Raw genomic sequence first — 23,087 nt, forward strand, 5'->3', positions numbered from 1 at the left:
AAGGCAGCTCACTCGGCTGCCTTTTTTCGTTACTCGGTTTTTAACCCTTTTCCAACAGCCCTCTAAACCATTTCCAGTAGATCTTCATTGACCTTAGCAAACGAACAATTCCGGCCGCTTTCCTTGGCCTGATACAAATACTTATCAGCCACTGAAATCATGTCATCCCATCCACAATGTTCCGTCGAAGACACAACCCCGGCGCTCACCGACAATTGCAGCGCATGACCGTTGATTTCAAATGCAGTCGCCGCCAACTCATAGCGCATTCGTTCGATGATATTGATGCCTTCTTTAATGTCAGTATTTGGCAATAACACCAAGAACTCTTCACCGCCCCAACGCACTACCACATCGCTGTCACGCAACGAGTGTTGTAGCGAAATTGCCACCTGCTTTAACACCTTATCACCAATTTCATGACCGTATTGATCGTTAATTTTCTTAAAGTGATCAACATCGCAAATAGCCAGTGTGGTTTGCTTTTCGATACGCTTTTCGAAGATGTTGCGAATGGCTCGACGGTTGTATAAACCAGTCAATTCATCGCGCGTCGCCATAGTCTTCAATAGCGCATTCGCGCGATTACTCGAACGCTGCGCCTTCACGCGAGAGGTCTCCATCAGATATCCCAAGGCAATCACAAACAACATAGAACCGATAAAACGCAGTTTAATATCCAAAGAATAATTCGCCTGTAGCAAGCTAAATTCCGGATACATTAAGATAATCACCGAAAGTAAGTACACACTTACAGAAAGTATCAAGCCCAGCCTAGCCCCAAGTAAGGTAAACACAATTAAAGGGTAAGTGTAGAACCACAAAAAACCGGTATCGCCTTCGCCACCAGTATGCAGTAAGAAGAGATTGATCACCGTAAAACCAACGGTGATGGTGAAATGTAAAATCTTTCGATTACCGGTGTAGCCGAAATACAGCACCAGAGCACTGGCACCCACGGCAAAAATACCCAAGGTCAGGCCATAACTGTATAGCCCAGCAAGATAGGACTTTACTGCAAATAAACACAGAAAAAAGGCTCCCAACACGCAGATCGCAATGCAAAATCGATCATTGCGTTTTTCATAATCCTCGATGGCTACCTTATTCTCGAGACTCGATAACACTCAATACACTCCAAGCCACACTACTACTTCTAAGCTTCGAATATACGTTGTGATGGAGTTCACACTCCATTTGGTTTTAGTGAACAAATGTAAAACACTGTTTCCAACAAATAAAAACTATTGCAGAAGCGTTACGGTTGCGCAGCTTCAAATGGATCACACTGAATATCCTGCATCTTAACGCCCCGCATAAAACACGCCTTTTTCAATTGCTCCACCATTGTCGGCGCACCACAGAGATACACTCGATAATCTTTGAGAGAGGAGTGTTCTGCTAACACCACATCCTCAACATGCCCCTCTTTTACTTCTTCAAGTGCTGCCTCTTCGAGTACTGAATCTCTACGTCGCACCACTTTGTGCAGACGTAGCTGGGGGTAAGCCTGTGCCAAGGCCTCCAATTTATCCAGATAATAAAAGCCCTGATAGTCTCCTGAAGCCACATAGAGTTCAATTTGACCTTGATGATGATTTGCTAATGCCTCTTTCAACACCCCATAAATGGGTGCCAATCCAGTACCTGTGGCGACCATCAACATATTCTGCTGATAACAGGCCGGGTCGTAGACACACTCACCAAATGGAGCTTCGATACGGAGTCGATCTCCCACTTTCAGTTGATGTTTCGCCCACTGCCCAAAGCGCCCATCCGGGTATATTCGTATGTGCAACTCCACTACACCATCCATAGGCCGACTGGCGATGGAGTAGCTACGAATCACGGTATCGTCTTTCACACAATTAATCACTTGCCCTGCTTGCCATTTGAAGTCCGTATCTAAGCGCAGACACAACACATCGGCATTCAACATAAAATGATCCAGCACCTGCGCTTCATGACTGATTCGAGCCGTATCCACCAACTGAACGGAAATATTCGACGACGGGAAACAACAACATGCCAGAAAGATTCCGGCATCGCTTTGTGCTGCAGGCAAACCTTGTTGCGCCTGCGGATTAATCACACCATCCACCAACTGAACCTTACACGCCTGACAAATCCCGGCACGGCAAGAGTTTGGAACTTGATGACCGCGATTCAACAGATTTTCCAGCACACTCTGAGACGAATTCATCTCGAACGTATCATTTTTGAAGGACAACTTAGGCACGGGCAAAAACCTTTAAAATGTAAATAGGCTTATCCAAACGAAGAAACCTCTGAGTCAGCCTCTTAAAGAACCACAAGCACTATAAGAGTGCATTTTAATTCTGGTTTGTTTGGATCTCAGATATAATGACCCCAAATTTTCTACTGGGATATCGCCATGATAAAACAAAAGATAGTGATTGTCGGTGGTGGAGCAGGAGGCCTTGAACTAGCAACCAAACTAGGTAACAAGCTAGGCAAAAAAGGCAAAGCAAACGTAAAACTGGTGGATGCCAGCGATACGCACCTTTGGAAACCTCTTCTCCACGAAGTCGCCACCGGGTCCATGGACTCAGGCATCGACGAACTCAGTTATCGAGCGCACGCTTATAACCACGGGTTCACATTCCATCTAGGCCGCATGGCTGGTTTAGATCGGGACACCAAAGAAATCATCCTTTCCCCCATCATGGAAGGCGACAAAGAAGTCCTTCCCGAACGTCGACTCAACTACGACATACTGGTCATGGCCATTGGCAGCGTTACCAACGACTTTGGCACTCTAGGCGCATCGGATAACTGTTACTTCCTCGACAGTCGACTCCAAGCCGAGCGCTTCCACAAAAAGCTCCTCAATACCTACCTCAAAGCCAATGCTGAAGCCAAAGGTCGCGATGACTTTGCCCTTAATATTGGTATCGTCGGAGCAGGCGCTACCGGGGTTGAGCTGGCGGCGGAGTTACACAATACCGCAGAACAACTCGCGGCTTACGGCCTCGATAACTTAAAACAAGATCAGTTAAAAGTGACCGTGATTGAAGCCGGAGAGCGCATTTTACCCGCGCTGCCGCCACGGATTTCCGCATCAGCGCACCGTGAGCTCGAAAGCCTGGGTGTAAAAGTTGCCACCAACACCATGATCACTCAAGTGACCGAGCAAGGGTTTGAGACCAAAGACGGTAGCTTGATTGAATCGGATCTGCGAGTCTGGGCCGCAGGTGTCAAAGCGCCTGAGTTCTTAAAAGACATTGGTGGGCTGGAAACCAATCGCGTCAATCAATTGCACGTTAAACCGACGCTGCAAACCACTCGCGATGATGACATTTACTCGATTGGCGATTGCTCATTCCTATTACAGGACAATGGCAAGCCAGTACCGCCGAGAGCACAAGCGGCTCATCAGCAGGCCAGCCACGTCTATAAGAACATCATGAATCGCTATAATCATAAGCCTCAGACAGACTACAGCTACCATGATCATGGTTCTCTGGTATCACTGAGTCGTTATTCGACGGTGGGCAGTTTGATGGGCAACCTAACTAAAGGCTCGATGATGGTGGAAGGGCGCATCGCACGCATCGTTTACATTTCATTGTATCGATTGCATCAGATTGCGTTACATGGCTACTTCAAGACCTTGCTGATTGGACTTTCCGGTCGCATTAACCGAGTGATTCGTCCTCGCCTGAAGTTGCACTAGCCATTGTTGACTGGATAGCGTTGCTGGATCGCGCTTCTGCAGGTGTTTTATTTTAATTAAACACCTCACTTTAAAGCTGGTTTGCCGCATTCCTCTGCGGCAAACGAGCTTCAAACCCAAGCCGTTTTAACCCCAAATCGGATTAAAACCCAAGTTCATCCAGATTTTGGATACAAACGAATCAATCCCTGTTTGCCCACCAAATCCGGGATCAGCCAGATCTCATGAAAGGGATGAATCTTTGGCACTTTCAGCTTTGATATCGCTACCTCAAAGTCTCGCCGCTGCCATTTAGGCGAGGCATTACGAATCACTAACCACGGATTCTGACTGCGATAATACTTGGTGGATTTTTTATTCAGCAAATCAGATAAGGCATCAAGAAGATTGGACTGTAAAGGCGTCAACGGCACCATGCTTCTGATCGACAACAGTGTATTATCGGGAAGGGAGGGATCAACCAAACTTTTCAATTGCTTGGCTTCTTCTTCGTTACTGTAAAGATGCGCGATCTCAAGATCTTGCTCCTCGCCATCAATGCTGACCGTGACATCCGGCTTACGGGGCATATTTAAATGCTCGAACGACGCCGGCACCCGATACATCCCCGAATAGGCTTTGCAGAAGGTGTGAGCTGCGGTCACTTCTAAATACTCTTTCTCATCCATGAGTTTTAGCCTCTGGCGTGTTGAAGGCAATTACCTCACGTTAGCAATCAATCCCAACGTCATACGTTCATTTTTATAAAGTCAGACGTATGCTTTAAGCATGGCACAAAATTTCACCAATGGCAGACTTCTATATCAGACTTCTGCGTAACGATCCCCATGGCCAAGCCAACGACGGATTAATGGATTGACTCGATCAGGCGCATGTCTGATCAACCAGTCGGCGGCCGTTTTAACATCGTTGAGCATGTCTTTATCACGCAATAAATCCGCAACACGCATACTGACCAAACCGGTTTGGCGTGTGCCCATGACTTCACCAGGGCCGCGAATTTCGAGATCTTTCTCCGCGATTTTAAAACCATCGTTGGTTTCCCGCATCACTTGCAAACGTGCCTTACCGTGATTGGATAACGGCGCATGATAAAGCAACACACAGAAGGACTCGGTAGCTCCCCGACCGACCCGACCACGCAGCTGATGGAGTTGCGCCAAGCCGAGACGTTCCGGGTTTTCAATGACCATCACACTGGCATTAGGCACGTTCACCCCCACTTCAATCACGGTCGTCGCCACCAACACTTGAATAGTGCCCGCTTTAAACGCCGCCATCACATCGGCTTTCTCTTTCGGCTTCATACGACCGTGCACCAAGGCCACCGACACATCCGGTAACGCTTGCTGCAACAAAGCACAGGCGTCTTCTGCGGCTTGCGCTTCCATTTCTTCATTTTCTTCGATCAGCGTACACACCCAATAGGCTTGGCGACCTTGCTGGCAGCTGGTTCGTAACCGGTCAATGACCTGATCTCGGCGTTGATCTGAAATCGCCACCGTTTCCACCGGCGTTCGGCCTGGCGGTAACTCATCAATCACAGAAACGTCGAGATCTGCATAGGCGGCCATAGCCAGTGTGCGGGGAATCGGGGTTGCCGTCATCACTAACTGATGTGGCCGTAAGTGTTGGATGTGATGACTTTGATCGTCTTCCAGTTGTTGGTCGCTCATAATGCCCTTATCCCGCAGCGCCATACGCTGATCAACACCAAAGCGATGTTGCTCATCAATCACCACCAAGGCTAAGCGATCAAACACCACGTCTTTTTGGAACAACGCATGCGTTCCTACCATGATGTCGAACTCGCCGTTCGCTAACTGCGCCAAGGCTTTTTCGCGTTTCTTGCCTTTGACCTTGCCAGCCAACCAGCCCACTTTAATGTTGAGTGGTTCGAACCATTCACAAAATTGCTGATAATGCTGCTCCGCTAGAATCTCCGTCGGCGCCATAATCGCCGCCTGTTGCCCGGAACTGACGGCATAGAGCATCGACATCGCCGCCACCGCTGTTTTTCCTGAGCCCACATCCCCTTGTACTAAGCGCAACATCGGATGACCGGAGGCTAAATCTGAAGCAACTTCCTGAACAACACGCGCCTGTGCATTAGTGAAGGTAAAGCCCAGCTGATTCATAAAAGCGTGTTGAGTATCAGGCACTATATGAAGCACTTTAGCCTGATCTTTTCGCGTCTTATGACGTAAACGCAACAAACTCAGATGCTGCGCCAACAACTCTTCAAACGCCAAGCGACGCTGGGCCGGATGCATTCCATCCTGAATCGAGTGTTGATCCACATCTGGCGGAGGTGCATGCAATAAACGAATACTGTCATGCAGGCTGGGTAACTGCCAATGTTGTAATAACTCATCGGGCAAAAAGTCGAGAATCGAGTAGGGGCTGAGCTTCTTCAACGCTTGCTCGCAGAAACTGCGCATCCTCGGCTGTTGAATACCTTCCGTCAGCGGGTAGAGTGGCGTCAGATGATCTTCGACCGGCTTGCCTTGCTCTTCTTTAATGATTTGATACTCAGGGTGCACCATCTCCAAGCCGTTCGGGCCTGGACGAACCGAACCATAGCAACGCATCTTAGCACCCGGCGTCATCTGATTCTTTTGTGCGGCAGAGAAATGAAAGAAGCGTAAAGTCATGAAACCAGAGCCATCACGAACCTTACACAGTAAGCTGCGACGACGGCGCATCACCACATCAGCCATCACCACTTCTGCTTCGATGACCACATCCATGCCCGGAGACAAACTGCCAATGGGGTAAATACGGGTTCGGTCCTGATATCTCAACGGCAGATGAAACAGCAAATCTTCGTAATTCGCTAAGCCAAAACCTTGCAGTTTTTCAGCCAGTTGCGGCCCAACGCCTTTGAGCTGACTGACTGAAATCGACGAGAGCGGCTGGGACATATCAGGTTAATCCTTTAACTCAACTCGTCTTCGTTAATCCGCACCAACCACACGACACTGACGCGTCGCCTGTGTCAATATATCAATGGCTTTCGGGCGTGCAAAGCTGACGCGCCAAGCCAAGGCAATCGAGCGATAAGGCTGAGGATTAGTTAACGGACGGGTAGTAATAACATCGTCGGAATAACTGGTCATGCCCGTTGCGGTATATGGCAACAAGGTGATTCCGATACCAGACGCCACCATGTGACGCAGAGTTTCAATGGAGCTGCCTTCGGCAATGCGGGTATTGGTGTCGCGATTGCGCTCAATCAGCTTTGGACAAAACTCAAGAATTTGATCCCGCATACAATGCCCTTCGCCAAGTAGCATCACGTCTTCACTGGTTAAATCTTCTATAGCAAGGGATTTCTTTTTCGCTAAGGGATGTTGTGCTTGCATCAAAACTTCAAACGGCTCGTCGTACAGCGCTTGAGTCACCACTTCCGGTTCATGGAACGGCAGCGCAATGAAGATGGCATCCAACTCACCTCGGCGTAGCTTTTCACGCAGTACAGCGGTGTAATTCTCTTCAATGTACAACGGCATACCCGGTGCTAAACGACGAACTTCAGGCACTAAATGAGGAAAGAGGTATGGGCCAACCGTATAAATGGCACCGACTTTCAATGGCCCGCTCAATTGATCTTTACCGGCATGCGCTAATTCTTGAACGCGTTTGGTTTCCACCAGCACTTTTTCAGACTGTTGAACCACTTGCTCACCCACTTCGGTCAATCGAATCGAGCCTGAACTACGTTCGAACAAGGCGACGCCCAGTTCATCTTCCAGCTTTTTAATCGCCACACTCAGGGTTGGCTGACTGACAAAACACTTACTGGCCGCTCGACCAAAGTGAAGCTCTTGGGCCAAGGTGACTAAATATTTCAGTTCGGTCAGAGTCATAATCGTTCGTCCGTTTACTCAATGGATTAGCAAGGCTCGAAGGCGCATCGCCTAAAGCTGTATGTATAACCAGTTTTTAATTGCAAGACAAGTTAAAATATTAAAAAAATCTATTGAAGTATCGTTTCTGATAGATAAAGAGACAAGCGATAATTTTGTATCTCAGTTACCCTGCGTCTTCCCGTACCAATTTCTTTTAGGAACCTCAGACATGGCTGCCTCTCTTTCTGTACTCATTGCCGGATTTGGCGACATTGGTCATCGAATTGCCGACGCATTAACCGACCAAGCTGAGGCCGCCACCATTCCTATCACCCTAACTGCGATTCGTCGCCAACCAGAGCAACACCCTCAGGTGGAAGTACTTAATTGGGATATGCAGTCTCCGGCCATTTCATTACCTACAGTGGATTACGTCATTTTTTGCGTCTCCGCCGACGAACTCACGGAGCAAGGCTATCAACGCAGCTATCTGGATGCGCAAACCCAACTCATTAACGCACTGACAACACAGAATGTACCGGTACAACACTACTTCTTTTGTTCCAGCTCCAGTGTCTATGGTCAGAATAACCATGAATGGGTGGATGAACAGAGCCTAGCCGAACCTACGCGCTTTACCGGCAAGAAGATGTTAGAAGCCGAAGCTATAGCGTTTAACTCGCCATGGCCGAGCACAGCCATCCGAGCAACGGGGTTATACGGGCCGGGTCGAACTCGAATGATGAGCCAAGTACTCGAAGGAAAAATCGCCGCTGCAGAGCCCGAGTGTTACAGCAACCGTATTCATGTAGATGATCTTGCGGGCTTTTACGCTCACCTGATCATCGAGCATCACACGCACAATTTAGAGCTCGCACCCATCTATTTAGCCTGCGACGATGCCCCTGTGGCGTTGCACCAGGTCCAAACCTGGATGGCCGATCAATTAGAAATAACACAACGGGAAGAAGTCCCTGCAGGCAGAACCGGCAGTAAACGAATCAGTAATGCGTTAATGAAGAGCACGGGGTTTCGCCTAACATACCCCAGTTATCAGGAAGGCATGCCACCGTTATTGGCTGCGCTGAAGACTGAAAAACAAGCTTAATCGGCTTCTCGTTGGTTATTGGAGTTATTGGGGGCTTTTGAATCAGTGGTACTTGAATTGCGTGCTCTGAGACGACCATACGTCAGTTCCAGCAACGCCATGCCAACCCCGGCCAAGCTCCCGAACAGATGCGCATCAATGGCCACCATGCCACCGATTTGAGCTTCGGTGGCGGCATTAAGCTGCGGCCACACTTGTTCTACTAACACCTTCATCGCCACTAAGGTTAAGAACAGTGCCTTAATCCTTTTCGGTAGACTGTGATCAATCAACGCTCCGTAGAACAACAGGCCATAGAGCACACCGGACATACCGACATAGCCATCTAGGTCGGTCGCCAACAAACTGATTCCGATCACCAGGCCTATGCCCACAAAGCCCAATAGCCATCGCGCTTTGAGCAACAACATCGGCAGCAGCCAAAGAATCAGCACCAACCCCAGCTGATTCATCAACCAATGATTCCAACTGAGATGCAACCAATGGCCGGACAACACCCGCCAATAGTCACCTTGGTATATCAAACGCTTTTGCCAGGACACATCTAACCAGCCCTGATCAAAGGACAGCATCAGCAACGAACTAACGCATAGACACAACGCACTGACCCAGCACCAGGTTTTCAGGTGGCTCTGCGGAAGATCAGTCGTGTTGTGATCAGTCATGGGTTTTGAAGAAGTCACAAAATCTTGGTTCAACATAAATGAAAAAGTTACGGCCAACGCCCCAGACGAATGAGATCTTCTACTTTTGAAATACTGTCACTCAGATCCAAACCATGAGCCGCCAACCACTCATCGTTGTAATAGGTATCGAGGTAACGTTCACCCGAATCACAAATGAGAGTCACGATACTGCCCGCTTCGCCTTGTGCTGCCATGTCAGCAGCTAAACTCAAGGTTGCATAAAGATTGGTACCGGTCGAGCCACCGCATTTACGATTGATCAAGGTCTCCAGCACACGAATGGTCGCCAACGCATCGACATCCTCAACTCGCATTCCATGGTCGATCACTGACGGGATAAACGACGGCTCAACTCGCGGCCGCCCAATGCCCTCGATGCGAGACGAGCTGGTTAAGGTAAGATCGGGATCACCGGTTTGATAGTGCTCTAAAAACACCGAGTTTTCCGGGTCGGCCAAACACAGCTGAGTCGGAAAGCAACCATAACGGATATAACGCCCGATGGTCGCAGTGGTACCGCCTGTGCCAGCACTCATCACCACCCAGCTTGGAATCGGAAAGGGTTCGGCCGCCATCTGGGTAAAAATCGACTGAGCTATATTGTTATTGCCTCGCCAATCCGTTGCTCGCTCCGCGTAAGTGAACTGATCCATGTAATGGCCGTTGAGCTCTTTGGCTAAGCGATGCGATTCGGAATAAATATCTTTGGCATCCACCAGATGGCAACGCCCGCCATAAAACTCAATATGATCGATTTTCTCTTTGGAAGTGGTTTTGGGAATCACTGCAATAAAGGGCAATTGCAACAACCGAGCAAAGTAGGCTTCGGATACAGCGGTACTGCCGGAGGAGGATTCAATAACAGTGGTGCCTTGCTTTATCCAGCCATTACACAAACCATAAAGAAACAGTGAACGCGCCAATCGATGTTTGAGGCTGCCGGTAGGGTGCGTCGACTCGTCTTTTAAGTAGATATGAATGTCTTTGAACGCAGGCAGATCTAACTTGATCAAATGAGTATCTGCTGAACGATTGAAATCCGCATTAATGGCCTGAATGGCCTGTTGAACCCAGACATCCATGTACTATTCCTCTTGGCTATGAATTCACTTACAGCACAGTATAGATGTAAAAAAGGCTCTTTTGAGCGAGTCCCAAAAGAGCCTTTAATGATCCAAGGAACCTCTGAGCTAGAGCGGACTTATTCAGAGGTTCCCTAGCATCAATACGTATTACATAGAGAAGTGATCTGACGACGAGCTGCCCACTTCCAGGATACCGTCCATTTCCACACCAGCACCTTTTGGCAAAGCCGAAATCTCAATGGCCGCACGTGCAGGGTAAGGCTGTACAAAATGCTTCGCCATAATCTCGTTGACCTTAGCGAAGTTGCCTAGATCTGTTAGGAAAATGTTCAGTTTCACCATGTCCTGAAGCGACCCACCAGCGGCTTCCGCTACAGCAGTTAGGTTCTTAAAGACCTGCTCGATTTGATCTTCAATGCCAGTATCAACCAACTCCATGGTTTCAGGAATCAGAGGAATCTGACCTGATAGATACACAGTCGTACCCACTTTCACCGCTTGTGAATAAGTACCAATGGCTTCTGGTGCTTTGTCCGTTTTGATGATGGCTTTGTTTGACATGATTTCCGTTCTCACAAATGTATGAATTCAACCAACCCAGCATAGCGATCTATACCAGATTATCTAGGATCAGTACGCTCACGCGAAATACTGACCACAGCTTTATTAACTTTCAAACGTTTCATGACCCGCGCTAAATGCTCGCGGCCCTGAACGTTAATAACCAGATCGACCACGCGAATTCGTGCGTCATGATCTTCCAGCGTAATCGATTCAATGTTGGCATCCGCTTCCGTCACTGAGGTTGCAATGCCTGCAACCACACCACGGACGTTTTCAACACCGACTTTCAATTCCACCGAGAATTCTTGTTCGAGGTTCTTCTCCCAGGTCAGAGAAACCAGCTTCTCATTGTTACCCCGGAATTCGTTCAGGTTCTTACAAGCTTCATTATGAATTACCAAACCACGGCCTGAACTCATGTGGCCAACAATCGGATCACCCGGAATCGGACGACAACACTTAGCGTACTTGATGACCATGCCTTCGGTACCGGTAATCATCAATGGCGCTGGCGTGTTCTCCGCCCCCTCTTGTGGCTGATTCAATTCCGTTTCGGCAAGTTCCATCAACTGTCGCGCAACCAAATAGGCCATGCGATTGCCTAGGCCAATTTCTTCCAGCAAATCCTCAAGCGTCTTAAGACCGGCTTGTTCTAACCAACTGTCCGTGACTTTCGAACTAATATCATCCAGATTAAGTTCAAAATGATTCAGCGACTTGTTCAACAAGCGACGTCCCAGCTCCATAGACTCAGAACGTTTCTGATTCTTAAGGAAGTGACGAATGGCACTGCGCGCTTTTGCCGTCACCACAAAATCCAACCATGCAGGGTTTGGCTGAGCCCCCGGCGAGGTAATGATTTCTACCGTTTGCCCCGACTGCAAAGGTTGACTCAATGGTGCCAAATGGCGATCGATTCGACAGGCCACACAGCTGTTGCCGATGTCGGTATGCACGTTGTAAGCAAAGTCCACCGCCGTCACGCCCGTAGGCATTTCGAGAATGTCGCCTTTCGGCGTAAACACATACACCTCGTCTGGGAACAGATCCAGCTTAACGTTCTCAATAAACTCAAGAGGATTACCGGCGTTTTTCTGAATTTCGAGCAGGCCTTTAACCCATTGACGCGCACGCGCATGGTGGTTATGCAGCAGGCCGTTCGTTTCATCCGGCTCGTCTTCATTCTTATAGAGCCAGTGGGAGGCGATCCCCATATTGGCAACCGCATCCATTTCTTCAGTACGAACCTGAACTTCAATGGGAATACGATAAACACCAAACAGCGTGGTATGCAGCGACTGGTAGCCGTTGGCTTTCGGAATTGCGATGTAATCTTTGAAACGATCCGGCACCGGCTTGAACAGATTATGAATCACACCCAAGACACGATAACAACTATCGACGGTGTCCGTGACAATGCGGAACGCAAACACATCCATGATTTCATGGAACGACTTTTCATGACGATCCATCTTTTGATAGATACTGTAGAGATGCTTCTGACGCCCTTCGACTCGACCAATCAAGCCTTCACTTTCAAGTCGATGTTCAATGTCGTGTTTAATGTCCGCCACAATTTCTTTGCGATGGCCAGAAATCTTATTCACCGCTTTTTGGATCATCCGGGCACGCATCGGATACATTGCCTGGAAGCACAAATCTTCCAGCTCAACGCGGAAATCGTTGATCCCTAAACGGTGCGCAATCGGCGAATAAATATCGAGCGTTTCACGGGCGATGCGGCGACGCTTATCCGGACGAAGCGCGCCCAACGTCCGCATGTTGTGCATACGGTCGGCCAGTTTCACCAAGATCACGCGAATATCACGCGACATCGCCAAGGCCATTTTCTGGAAGTTCTCAGCCTGAGCTTGTTCCTTACTCTCGAAATGAATCTGTGTCAGTTTCGAAACGCCATCGACGATCTCAGTGACTTCCTCACCAAATTGCTCCAACAAGGCCGCTTTCGGCACTTCCGTATCTTCAATCACATCATGCAACATGGCCGCCATCAGGCTTTGATGGTCCATACGGATTTCGGAGAGGATCTGGGCAACTTCCAATGGATGGATAACGTAAGGCTCGCCGCTTCGGCGTTTCTGACCTTCGTGCGCTTGTTCGGCGTAATAGTAAGCTCTGCGTACCAGATTAATTTTATCTGGCGGTAAATAACTGGTTAATTGTGTCGCAAAGTCATCTATCGTTAGCAATCTGGCAAACCTTTCAAGCGAGGGAGTATAACTCTAATTAAATAACCTATTTGTGGTACTGAGTCTAGAAGGAAGTGATGTCAGGCAGAGACAAAAACGCCGACTCAGAAAAGTCGGCGTTCAATAACTATTACTCAGCGGAAGCGCGTTCTGCAGCTTCGATCATTGCAGGAGTCATAGTGCCTTCAGCAATCTCACGCAATGCGATAACCGTTACTTTATCGTTATCTTCAGGAACCGTAGGCTCTTTACCACCTGTGGATATCTGACGAGCGCGCTTGGTCGCTACCATCACTAATTCAAAACGGTTATCTACATGATCCAAGCAATCTTCTACTGTAACTCGAGCCATTTCTGGGTAATCTCCACTGTATTGGATATTAATATCGACCGCAGTAACAACAGCAATCGACTAAATTCGGAAAGACCTGACATTTTAGCTAAGCAACTGAACAAATACCAGACAATTCAGCGGCTGTTTCAACGTCTTTCCTGTGATTTAGGCCAATAAATCCGCCATTAACGCACCTTGCGCCGTTTGCTGCTTCTCGATCGTCAATCGGCTGGCCGTAAATATTGCCTGCAATTGGCTTAACGCCGTATCGAAATCATCGTTAACAACTAGGTAATCAAACTCCAAATAATGGCTCATTTCAGTCTGCGCTTCGGACAAACGACGCGCGATAACATCGTCTGCGTCCTGACCACGGTTGGTCAAACGACTGCGCAATTCGTTAATGGACGGCGGCACGATAAAAATGCTGATCGCTTCCGGCACCAACTTACGTACTTGCGCTGCACCTTGCCAATCAATCTCAAGGATCACATCCACGCCTTCCGCCAGCTTCTGCTCCACCACTTTGTGAGAAGTGCCGTAGTAATTACCAAACACCTCAGCGTATTCCAGGAAGTTCGCTTCTTTGATTTCATCTTCAAATTCATCTTTAGACACAAAATGATAATGAACACCGTTCTCTTCACCGTTACGCATTGGGCGTGTGGTATGAGAAACAGACACCTCAATTTCCGGCTGACTTTCCACCAGCTTACCAACCAAACTGGTTTTCCCCGCACCGGACGGTGCTGAAATAATAAATAACGATCCGCGTTTCATGACTTTCTCTAAAATTTAAACAGTATTTTTTCTGATTAATGAGTATCTAAAAATGTGTACGTACAAAACCAATTATTCAATGTTTTGTATTTGCTCTCTCATCTGCTCGATCAACACCTTCAACTCCACCGCACATTGCGTGGTTTCGGTAACGATGGATTTCGACGACAAGGTATTGGCTTCGCGATTCATTTCCTGCATCAAAAAATCCAAACGACGACCTACCGGGCCTTTTTGATCCAACACACGAGTGACTTCTGTAACGTGCGCATCCAGACGATCCACTTCTTCGTCCACATCGGCTTTTTGAGTCAACAACACGATCTCTTGTTCGACGCGCTGATTATCCAGTTCGCCCGACAGCTCATTAAGCTTCTCTTGAAGGTTTTCACGTTGACGTTGAAGGATATCCGGCATCTTTGCACGCACTTGCGTTGTGATGTCAGCAACACTTTCCAAACGTTGTTTAATGAAGGTCTTTAGTTCCGCCCCTTCACGAGCACGGGTTTCTTTAAGCTGCTCCAAGGCGTCATTAAGTACTCTCGCTGCATCGGCCAGAATCGCTTTACGATCCAGCTCCGGCAACACCTGCACGCCCGGCCAATTCAAAACGACAGACGGGCTGATCGAACCAGCTTTCGGCAAGAACTCATTCACTTTCGATAACGCAGTAATGACTTCCTGAGCGCGTTCGCTGTCCACCTCAATGGCAGCACTGGCGTCAAGATTGGTCTGAACTTTCAGCTGAAGTTCGACTTTGCCTCGATTCAGATACTTACGAACGGTTTCACGCACCACTTGCTCAAGGTCTCGATACCCCTCGGCCAACTTTGGATACACTTCCAAATAGCGATGGTTAACCGATTTCAGCTCCCAAGTAAGCGAACCCCATTCAAAAGTGCCCTCGGCGCGAGCAAAGGCGGTCATACTGCGTGTCATAGTAATTCCCATTTACTGGTTCGGTTGTCTGTGTCGTTATGAATAACACCGCATAACAAACATGCCGTTTATCGAACCCGTATGTATAAATGATGATTTATGGATAAAGCGTGTGCTGAATTGTAGCGGTTTTCTGGCAAGACTTCAGGTCAATGTTATAATGCCGCTCTTTTATAGATTTCATCGTTCAAACTTTTCACACTTCAAAATAGGAATTCTCTATGCGCCCAAGCGGACGATCTACCGACCAATTGAGAGACATCAAAATCACTCGTAACTTCACCCGTCACGCTGAAGGTTCGGTGTTAGTTGAATTCGGTGACACCAAAGTGATTTGTAACGCCAGTGTTGAATCGCGTGTACCAGGTTTCTTGAAAGGTCAGGGTCAAGGTTGGGTAACGGCAGAATACGGCATGTTGCCACGCTCAACAGGTAGCCGCATGGTTCGTGAAGCGGCAAAAGGCAAGCAGAGTGGTCGCACAGTTGAAATTTCTCGATTGATTGGTCGCTCACTGCGCGCAGCGGTTGATTTGGAAGTGTTGGGTGAAAACTCCATCACCATCGACTGTGATGTCATTCAAGCCGACGGTGGTACTCGTACGGCATCCATCACAGGTGCTTGCGTAGCCATGGCTGACGCAGTAAACCACATGCTGAAAGAAGGCATGATTAAGAAGAACCCGATCAAACAAATGATCGCGGCGGTTTCTGTGGGTATCTACAATGATCATGCGGTATTGGATTTGGATTATCCGGAAGACTCTAACGCCGAAACCGACCTGAACGTGATCATGGCGGAAGACGGTGGTTTTGTGGAAATCCAAGGTACGGCAGAAGGCAATCCGTTCCGTCCTGAAGAGCTAACCGCGATGTTAGATCTTGCCAAGAAAGGCATTACTGAAATCGTAGACGTTCAGCGTAAGGCGCTTGATGCAGAATAAGTACTGCCATCATACCTGACCCAAAAAGCATCACTCTCGTGGTGCTTTTTTGTACCTGCTCTTTTATCTCTAAACGGCAACAAGACGTTTTGCCAACTCGATGCTACTCATTCCGATTCTAAGCCAGCACAACAAAACGTTACGCTTGAACTACACTTTTCATTCAGGCAATTCATTAAACTTTCCAGGCGAATTGGCCGATAACCCCTAAACCTCTGAATTAATTGGCTTAATATTAACAAGCTCAAACAGCATCACGATTGCGAGTAGTCTATGTCCGAACGCTGGCGCATCAGCCTTATTCTTACTGTTGTTATTCTGATGTTGTCGGTACTGTCCGGTGGGCTGATCAATCATCTTCAATCTCAGTTTGTCGACGAACAACTACTGCAAAGCAAACAACAGGAACGCAATCACTTCGATCAATTGGTGGCTCGCCAAGTCAATGCTCAACTGGATCGCTATGCACAAACGCTCAACGAATTAGCCAGCCAGGATTGGACTCGAGATGCCTTCACCCATTTTGAAATGGGCATTTCCTTTTTGAACAACATGGCTCTCACCGAAGATCAATTTCTTACTGCCTTCTATCAACGCGAAACCAGCCAACTGTTCGCTCAATCCAATACATCTAACACTCAGTGGTTACATTCACTTGATGACATCGCACAGCAGTTGCAGATTCGATACCTCGCTGGAAATATCTACTCAGCGCAACAAGCCATCAACTTCGAAGGGCCAGACAATCAAGACGACTATGATAAAGTTCATCGTACGTTTCACCCGGCGTTTGAGCGTGTGGTGAAACTCAGTAACGCCAGTGACTTGTTACTGATCGATAGAGAGCTACGGGTTATTTATTCCGCCAAAAAGCGCATCGACCTAGGCAGTCATCTCAATAAAAGCCCAAGTACCGATAACAACCTAGCGTCCTATGTTCAAACGCAATTGCAAAAGCGCAGTAACCTCAGCGTACACAACATTCCTTTTGGTCGATATCTACCGGCAGGAAATCAGCCACATGCCTTTATGTTGGTGAAGCTCGAACAAGACCGTCAAACCCAAGGTTATCTTGCGCTCAGTTTTTCTTTGGAGGCCCTGATTCAAACGATCTCGTCTCATCCTTTGCCTGACAGTACTTATCAACTGAAACACGCCGAGGCAGCCAACGATAACAGCGTTCGTCTATTCAAGACCTGGCATCTCGATCTGACCGCCAATCACCAGGCTATCCAAGTGGACGCCTCCAACAACCTTTGGACTTGGCTAATTAGTATCACTTCGGCGTTGATCACGCTTGGTATTGCGCTGTGTCTGATTCGAAATCTTCAGCATCAATCATCACACGCGACGCAAGCAGACTCGTCTAAGTCACCAACACCAGAACCAGCGTCTGCTGCCATCGACACACTCGCAGTAGAGCAATTAGCAGATTTAATAGCAGAAGCGGAGACCATCCACACTGAGCTAGGCGCTGCCCCAGAAGCACCTCAACAGCTGATTACAAAATCCCAACAAGACTTGCTTCGTACCTTATCGCAATTGGCCGAAGACATTACTACGTTAGAGTCCTCACAAGCGGCATTAATTGCAGCACACACCGAACAAGAAGCTCTTAGACAGGCGCAGTCTCAAACGTTGGAAGCTCAGATCTCAGGGTTAGATTTCTCGGACGCTTGGAACAGCATTCTGGAGCCAACCTCGGGCATGGAAACCGAGCTGAAGAGCATTCAGGAAATAGCCGATCAAACCAACTTACTGGCTCTGAACGCAGCCATCGAAGCCGCGCGAGCCGGCGATCAAGGCCGAGGTTTTGCCGTCGTTGCCGATGAAGTTCGTAAACTGGCTCATAAATCTCAGGAAGCAGCGCTGACGGTGGAAAGCCACATCAAACAGTTAAGAGCCGCTACCGATCAAGTCAATCAGACATTAAGCAACAGTCTCAATCAACTTAACGCGCATTTCAGCACGGACAGGGAACCAGAAACCACAGACCAGGAGCGTTCATCATCCACTCACCCTGAGTTTCATAGCGTTCACAGCCTGCTCAAAGAGTTAACCATTCTGGTAAATGAAATCAGTTCCTATAACGACCAGCCAGAGCCACAGCAAGACCGCATGCGCCTAGTAATCGCCTCCATCAAAGATCAACTGGATCAAATAATCTCCCTCCACAACCAAAATTAATTGAAGAATTAGTCTAAACTAAGGTAAGTTATTTTTTTGATCAGAAGTTGATCGTAAGACGTTGTTTGCCGGAGCTTATATGTCAATTGCAGCCTCATTAAAGCTGTTACTTACCAAGAATCAGATCGAATATACCGTCGAAGACCAATTACAAAATCTCGACGGTCTTATTCAGGAAGATCAAGTGTTACGCCACTGCACTCGTTCTACCATCTTAGGAGACCAAGTAGGGAAAGTTCAGGTTATTACGCCCTACAACAGTTTTCTCGATCTAACCTTATTGAACAATGCCACCGGCCGACAACTGACGCCATCCAAGCAAGACACCATCACTCGTATGTGTAAGACCATTAACGTCGAGAGCTTACCTGCGGTACCGGCGCTAACGCGTCTCGATGTCATTATTGATAGAAGTTTGCTTGAACTGCCGTATCTGTATATCGAATCCGGCAAAGACAATAACTGGATTCGCCTGGATACGCGTGACTTCCTGAAGCTGTGCCCTAAAGCGCGCCCGGAACACATTACCACCACAGTCGAAATAAAAAACTGCGGCATACAAGATACCACCCATGAGCAAGATCGCGAGACCATTCAGAGTGCGGTAATAGCCTTCAATCCAACACGTATGAAACAGCGTTTGGAAGAAACCATGGAGATTCCGCCGCTGCCAACCTCGGCACAACAGATCATTAAACTGCGTACCGACCCTAGCGCCGACATCGACAAACTCACTGAAATCATCGAAACCGACCCAAGCTTAGCGGCTCAGATTGTCAGCTGGGCTTCGTCTCCGATTTATAATCCCCCAGGTACCGTGCGCTCTGTCCATGACGCCTGCATGCGGGTATTGGGCTTCGACATGGTATTGAACTTATCTCTGGGTCTGTCCTTAGGGAAAACCTTACCTATGCCCAAAGAAGGCCCGAACGGCTACACCCCGTTCTGGTACGAATCGGTGTTTGTTGCTGCCTGCATTGGTGGTTTAGTGACCGCGATTCCACGAGAGAAACGACCTTCATTCGGGCTCAGCTATCTAACCGGTCTTCTGCATGAATTGGGTTATCTGGTGCTGGCGTATGTCTTCCCACCGCACTTTGAAAAGCTGTGTCGTCATCTTGAAGTGAATCGTCACTTACCGGATGTCGCCATTGACGATAAAGTTGTGAATGTAAATCGCTATCAAATTGGTAGCTGGCTGATGAACTATTGGCAGATGCCGGAAGAGATTTGCTACGGCATGAAGCACCAGCTTGATCCTAACTACGATGGTAAATTCCACACCTATGCCAACCTGATATATCTGGCTAAAGCCAAGCTAAAACAGCAAGGCATCGGAAATGCGGCGTCAGGATATGTGCCACCAGCACTCTATGATAGACTGGGCCTTGATCCAGAGAAGGTCGATGAAATCATCGAAAAAGTGATCGAATCCAGTACCGATCTGAAGAATATGGCCCAAGCATTGATGAAATAATTGCGTTAACGCCGACTTCTCCAGACACCACTCTGGAGAAGATTCCAAACGCGCCACTCATCCTACAGCAGTAAACATCCAGTACTCCCTTACATGGCAAACGACAAACGTATTTATTTTTTACTCAGCCAGGCTCAACATAAAATGAGTCTTCAGGTGGATCGCGCCCTGATGCAAGTGTCGGGCATTTCCGGCCCACAAGCCGGCGCGTTATTCTATTTAGAAAAACACGATGGCTGCCAACAGAAAGACATGGCTAAAGGTCTAAAGCTTGATACCTCGGCCATTACCGGCATGGTTGAACGTCTTACCAAGAAAGGACTGATTGAGAAACAACGATCGGAACTGGATAAACGCGCCTTCACCTTACACTTAACCCAGGAAGGCAGAGCGGCATTGAACAAGGTTCAGCCGATGTTGGATCAATTCAATCAACACATGCTCGACAAATTTGGTAAAGAGAAGCTGGAACATTTTTGTGAAGTGCTTACTGAGCTGATGTCTCTGGGTCAGAAAGGCTGTTTTTTACCCGCAAACGCTGAAAATGAAACGTCAGTGCCTTCCGAATAAGCGCTAACATAGCCTGATATTGTTCATGCTCGTAGTACGCAATGGCTTGTCGTATCTGCTGATCACTGACATTGCGTAGCACATAGGTCAGACGATTAATCACCTGATGATAATTTTGCGTCTGAAAGTTATCTTCCTGAACATCAATCTCCGTCATTAACCAATGATTCACCTGATCTTTTAAATCGCCATCAAGCGCTTCCTGATTATGAAAGCTCCAGCGTTCCGCTTGCTGAACCATGTAATGACCGATGAATTTCCGGGTCTCTAAACGCAAGCGATAATTAAGGCTCGACAAGCCATACACTTCATCCAAACGTCGAATCAGATAGCGACGAGCTTCACGCATTCTTACCCACATTAAACGACGAATATAAGCATCAACTTCTTGCTCGTCTACGCTCAGGGTTTGATGCAAGATTTTCGACAGACTTTGATCGGAGTGCGTCTCAAGATGACCATAGAGGCTGGATAATTCCTTACCCCGTAATTTCCTACGTACGTAGCGCGCAGCATAATGATTGAGATCTTTTGAAGCGATCAGCTGATAGCCATCCATGTAGGTGAGGTAGGTGGGAGCGTCCTGCATTTCCATCAACAAGTTCGCCCAGGACTCCATTTGCGCTTCAAATTGAGAAACCACCATGGGGTTGGGCGAGTGATTGACAGCAGATGCAGACTTACAGATTCGATCACAATCGGTATCCGCACGGGACACCGCTGCGATCAGCACCAAACCAATAATCAGCATCCATTGCTTTAAGTTCATAATGATTTAGTGACTAGAGGGTTATTTATCGTTGTAGGCGTCCAGCTTATCCTGACTGGTAATCTGACGATCCAAAATACCCACATCCAAGACCGGCGAAGCATCAATGTGCTGGGCATCCATCATATGAGCAACACGCTGTAAGGAAGCAATAATCATCGTCTGCTCCCACTCCTGCAAATCATTAAACTGCTTGGCAAAATGATCTTGCAATGGCGTTGGCGCATCTTTCAGCATTTCACTGCCCGCGTCCGTTAAAAACGCGTGTACTTTACGTTTATCGGTAGAAGAACGTTCACGATAAATCAATTCACGCTTTTCCAAACGATCCAGAATGGTGGTTACCGTTGCTTGGCTGAGACTAACTTCCGCCGCCAGTTCACCAATGGTCACTTGGCCTTTATCGCGGATGGATTGCAATAATAAGATCTGCGGCGCGGTTAATCCGGTCGTCTTTGATAAGTACTTTGAATGCAAATCGGTTGCACGAATGACACGGCGTAGAGCCACCAAGACTTCATCAATGTTTTTCAATTCATCAACCTCTGATACAGCACTTTTCTTTAATTCCAAGAAGTATACCTCAGCTATCTACACAGGTAAGTAAAAAACACCAAATGCCACCGCTAATCAGTGGTATTACATAATTCACAGCCTGTCGGCATGAGCTATGCGATGTTCTCATCAGAATTCTTTCAACCAACGGACACAGGCTTTCCCACAATCCAGAACAATCATTAAGCGTTCATCAAAATGCATCGTTCCCTGAATCAAATCGGAGTCTGTTTGCTGGGTATTACGATCAATATCCTCAGCTTCAAAGTTCACTAAGACATCCACCGAATCTACGATCAAACCAAAGCATCCATCAGGATAATCAAACAAGATAATGCGCCATTGCTCGCTTGGCTGCACATCGGGTATGCCAAGCAAACGCCGACCAGAAAAGATCGAAACCGGCTCACCACGAACATTCAGAATTCCAAGCATGCCTTCAGTGGCACCAGGCACTTCTTGCGGTTCTTCATACAGAACAATGCTTTTGATGCTCGTTACATCGTGCACATAGCACTCATCCGCAATGATAAAGCTTAGCCACTGTTCACTTGAACTCGTTTCGCCCATAAATTTTTCCACTAAAACAATAGATAAATTTGACTAATATTATTTAGTACACAATATTTATAACACTAAACAAACATTCGGATTTTAGGAGGTTTTTAGACTCAAAATCAAACAAATTGGACATAATAGACTAAATTACATACAATATTTTGCGAACTTATCAAAAAGAGCGCAAATTAATATTTAGAAATCTAAATATTTGACGTATAAACAGATGGATATTAATAAGATAACCTTAAAGGTTCCAAACGCAGGACTGGGTTCTTTAGTACACAAACTTATTTCTGAGTGCCCACCACTCGATACAAACTCGATGTACTGCAATTTATTGCAAACACATCACTTCGCGGCGACTTCCGTGGCTGCCATCCACCAATCACAACTCATCGGCTTCATTTCTGGCTACATCATTCCTCAAAGACCAGACACCTTGTTTATCTGGCAAGTCGCAGTATCACCAAAAGCACGAGGAATTGGCTTGGCCTCCAGAATGCTGAGCGACATATTGCAACGCCCGGAATGCATTCATATCAACAACCTTGAAACCTCTATCACGGCATCGAATACCGGCTCCTGGAAGTTATTCGAACGCCTGGCCAGAGATCTGAATGCGCCTCTCGATAAATCGATCTTGTTTGATCGCTTCCATCACCTCAATGACGAGCACGATACGGAACACTTGGTTCACATAGGGCCTTTCGAGAAAGAACACATCGCTGCACTTAATTCATAAGTTGTTGAACAGAATAAGGACACTCCAAGGA

At 47.5% G+C, this 23,087-nt stretch carries 21 protein-coding genes and 1 pseudogene; 7 read left to right on the plus strand and 15 right to left on the minus strand.

From position 1 onward, the window contains the following. Nucleotides 1–62: 62 nt before the first annotated feature. Entirely contained in the window at nt 63–1,127 is a 1,065-nt protein-coding gene (locus tag ACFOEK_RS16255; protein WP_386722521.1) for a GGDEF domain-containing protein, read from the minus strand. A gap of 131 nt (nt 1,128–1,258) precedes the next feature. Beyond that, a complete protein-coding gene (locus ACFOEK_RS16260) occupies nt 1,259–2,239 on the minus strand; it encodes a 2Fe-2S iron-sulfur cluster-binding protein (RefSeq protein WP_386722522.1) in 981 nt (326 codons plus the stop codon). A 156-nt stretch (nt 2,240–2,395) separates the two neighbouring features. Here ACFOEK_RS16260 and ACFOEK_RS16265 point away from each other — a divergent pair, with 156 nt between their 5' ends. Then, nucleotides 2,396–3,697 carry an NAD(P)/FAD-dependent oxidoreductase gene (locus ACFOEK_RS16265; RefSeq protein WP_386722523.1) on the plus strand — a complete coding sequence of 434 codons (1,302 nt, stop codon included), beginning with the start codon at nt 2,396–2,398 and terminating at the stop codon, nt 3,695–3,697. 155 nt (nt 3,698–3,852) lie between these two features. On the opposite strand, the gene ACFOEK_RS16270 is transcribed toward ACFOEK_RS16265, so the two are convergent. From ACFOEK_RS16270 to ACFOEK_RS16280, 3 genes are all read right to left on the minus strand, one after another. Further along, nucleotides 3,853–4,365, minus strand: a complete 513-nt coding sequence (locus ACFOEK_RS16270; protein ID WP_386722524.1) for a hypothetical protein — start codon at nt 4,363–4,365, stop codon at nt 3,853–3,855. Between the two features lie 135 nt (nt 4,366–4,500). Continuing rightward, nucleotides 4,501–6,621 (minus strand): ATP-dependent DNA helicase RecG, encoded by a 2,121-nt coding sequence (gene recG, locus ACFOEK_RS16275; protein WP_386722525.1) that lies wholly within the window; start codon nt 6,619–6,621, stop codon nt 4,501–4,503. Nucleotides 6,622–6,654: 33 nt separating this feature from the next. Further along, nucleotides 6,655–7,566 (minus strand): hydrogen peroxide-inducible genes activator, encoded by a 912-nt coding sequence (locus ACFOEK_RS16280; RefSeq protein ID WP_386722526.1) that lies wholly within the window; start codon nt 7,564–7,566, stop codon nt 6,655–6,657. 211 nt (nt 7,567–7,777) lie between these two features. Between ACFOEK_RS16280 and ACFOEK_RS16285 the strand changes: the two genes are divergently transcribed. Then, entirely contained in the window at nt 7,778–8,656 is an 879-nt protein-coding gene (locus ACFOEK_RS16285) for an NAD-dependent epimerase/dehydratase family protein (protein WP_386722527.1), read from the plus strand. Here the strand turns inward: ACFOEK_RS16285 and rrtA are convergent. The 7 genes from rrtA to ACFOEK_RS16320 form a co-directional block, all read right to left on the minus strand. After that, entirely contained in the window at nt 8,653–9,321 is a 669-nt protein-coding gene (gene rrtA / locus ACFOEK_RS16290) for a rhombosortase (protein ID WP_386722528.1), read from the minus strand. The two genes, ACFOEK_RS16285 and rrtA, sit on opposite strands and share 4 nt — an antisense overlap. A gap of 47 nt (nt 9,322–9,368) precedes the next feature. After that, the gene (locus ACFOEK_RS16295) at nt 9,369–10,424 is read right to left on the minus strand and encodes a PLP-dependent cysteine synthase family protein (protein WP_386722529.1); all 1,056 of its coding nucleotides are present in this window, start codon (nt 10,422–10,424) and stop codon (nt 9,369–9,371) included. A gap of 150 nt (nt 10,425–10,574) precedes the next feature. Continuing rightward, nucleotides 10,575–10,988: a RidA family protein gene (locus ACFOEK_RS16300; RefSeq protein ID WP_386722530.1), complete on the minus strand. Its 414-nt coding sequence runs from the start codon at nt 10,986–10,988 to the stop codon at nt 10,575–10,577. A 59-nt stretch (nt 10,989–11,047) separates the two neighbouring features. Then, the gene (spoT, locus tag ACFOEK_RS16305) at nt 11,048–13,201 is read right to left on the minus strand and encodes a bifunctional GTP diphosphokinase/guanosine-3',5'-bis pyrophosphate 3'-pyrophosphohydrolase (RefSeq protein WP_386722531.1); all 2,154 of its coding nucleotides are present in this window, start codon (nt 13,199–13,201) and stop codon (nt 11,048–11,050) included. A 130-nt stretch (nt 13,202–13,331) separates the two neighbouring features. Then, entirely contained in the window at nt 13,332–13,553 is a 222-nt protein-coding gene (gene rpoZ, locus ACFOEK_RS16310) for a DNA-directed RNA polymerase subunit omega (RefSeq protein WP_386722532.1), read from the minus strand. A gap of 147 nt (nt 13,554–13,700) precedes the next feature. Continuing rightward, nucleotides 13,701–14,315 (minus strand): guanylate kinase, encoded by a 615-nt coding sequence (gene gmk, locus ACFOEK_RS16315; protein ID WP_386722533.1) that lies wholly within the window; start codon nt 14,313–14,315, stop codon nt 13,701–13,703. Nucleotides 14,316–14,387: 72 nt separating this feature from the next. Then, nucleotides 14,388–15,254 carry a YicC/YloC family endoribonuclease gene (locus ACFOEK_RS16320; RefSeq protein WP_386722534.1) on the minus strand — a complete coding sequence of 289 codons (867 nt, stop codon included), beginning with the start codon at nt 15,252–15,254 and terminating at the stop codon, nt 14,388–14,390. A 221-nt stretch (nt 15,255–15,475) separates the two neighbouring features. On the opposite strand from ACFOEK_RS16320, the gene rph reads away from it, so the two are divergent. From rph to ACFOEK_RS16340, 4 genes and pseudogenes are all read left to right on the plus strand, one after another. Then, complete coding sequence (gene rph, locus ACFOEK_RS16325; RefSeq protein WP_386722535.1) at nt 15,476–16,195, plus strand: ribonuclease PH; 720 nt, start codon at nt 15,476–15,478, stop codon at nt 16,193–16,195. A gap of 1,641 nt (nt 16,196–17,836) precedes the next feature. Further along, nucleotides 17,837–18,229, plus strand: a pseudogene (locus ACFOEK_RS16330) (methyl-accepting chemotaxis protein); the annotation flags it as partial. Between the two features lie 232 nt (nt 18,230–18,461). Further along, nucleotides 18,462–19,859 carry an HDOD domain-containing protein gene (locus tag ACFOEK_RS16335; RefSeq protein WP_386722536.1) on the plus strand — a complete coding sequence of 466 codons (1,398 nt, stop codon included), beginning with the start codon at nt 18,462–18,464 and terminating at the stop codon, nt 19,857–19,859. 93 nt (nt 19,860–19,952) lie between these two features. Beyond that, complete coding sequence (locus tag ACFOEK_RS16340) at nt 19,953–20,429, plus strand: MarR family winged helix-turn-helix transcriptional regulator (protein ID WP_386722537.1); 477 nt, start codon at nt 19,953–19,955, stop codon at nt 20,427–20,429. Here ACFOEK_RS16340 and ACFOEK_RS16345 read toward each other — a convergent pair. From ACFOEK_RS16345 to ACFOEK_RS16355, 3 genes are all read right to left on the minus strand, one after another. Beyond that, entirely contained in the window at nt 20,347–21,198 is an 852-nt protein-coding gene (locus tag ACFOEK_RS16345; RefSeq protein WP_386722538.1) for a hypothetical protein, read from the minus strand. The genes ACFOEK_RS16340 and ACFOEK_RS16345 overlap by 83 nt on opposite strands. A 21-nt stretch (nt 21,199–21,219) precedes the next feature. Further along, entirely contained in the window at nt 21,220–21,771 is a 552-nt protein-coding gene (locus ACFOEK_RS16350) for a MarR family winged helix-turn-helix transcriptional regulator (protein ID WP_386722539.1), read from the minus strand. A 111-nt stretch (nt 21,772–21,882) separates the two neighbouring features. Continuing rightward, nucleotides 21,883–22,323 (minus strand): chemotaxis protein CheW, encoded by a 441-nt coding sequence (locus tag ACFOEK_RS16355; protein WP_386722540.1) that lies wholly within the window; start codon nt 22,321–22,323, stop codon nt 21,883–21,885. 214 nt (nt 22,324–22,537) lie between these two features. On the opposite strand from ACFOEK_RS16355, the gene ectA reads away from it, so the two are divergent. Next, a complete protein-coding gene (gene ectA / locus ACFOEK_RS16360) occupies nt 22,538–23,056 on the plus strand; it encodes a diaminobutyrate acetyltransferase (RefSeq protein ID WP_386722541.1) in 519 nt (172 codons plus the stop codon). Nucleotides 23,057–23,087: the final 31 nt, after the last annotated feature.

This window comes from Litoribrevibacter euphylliae (genome assembly GCF_042646085.1).
Taxonomy (GTDB): Bacteria; Pseudomonadota; Gammaproteobacteria; order Pseudomonadales; family Litoribrevibacteraceae; genus Litoribrevibacter; species Litoribrevibacter euphylliae.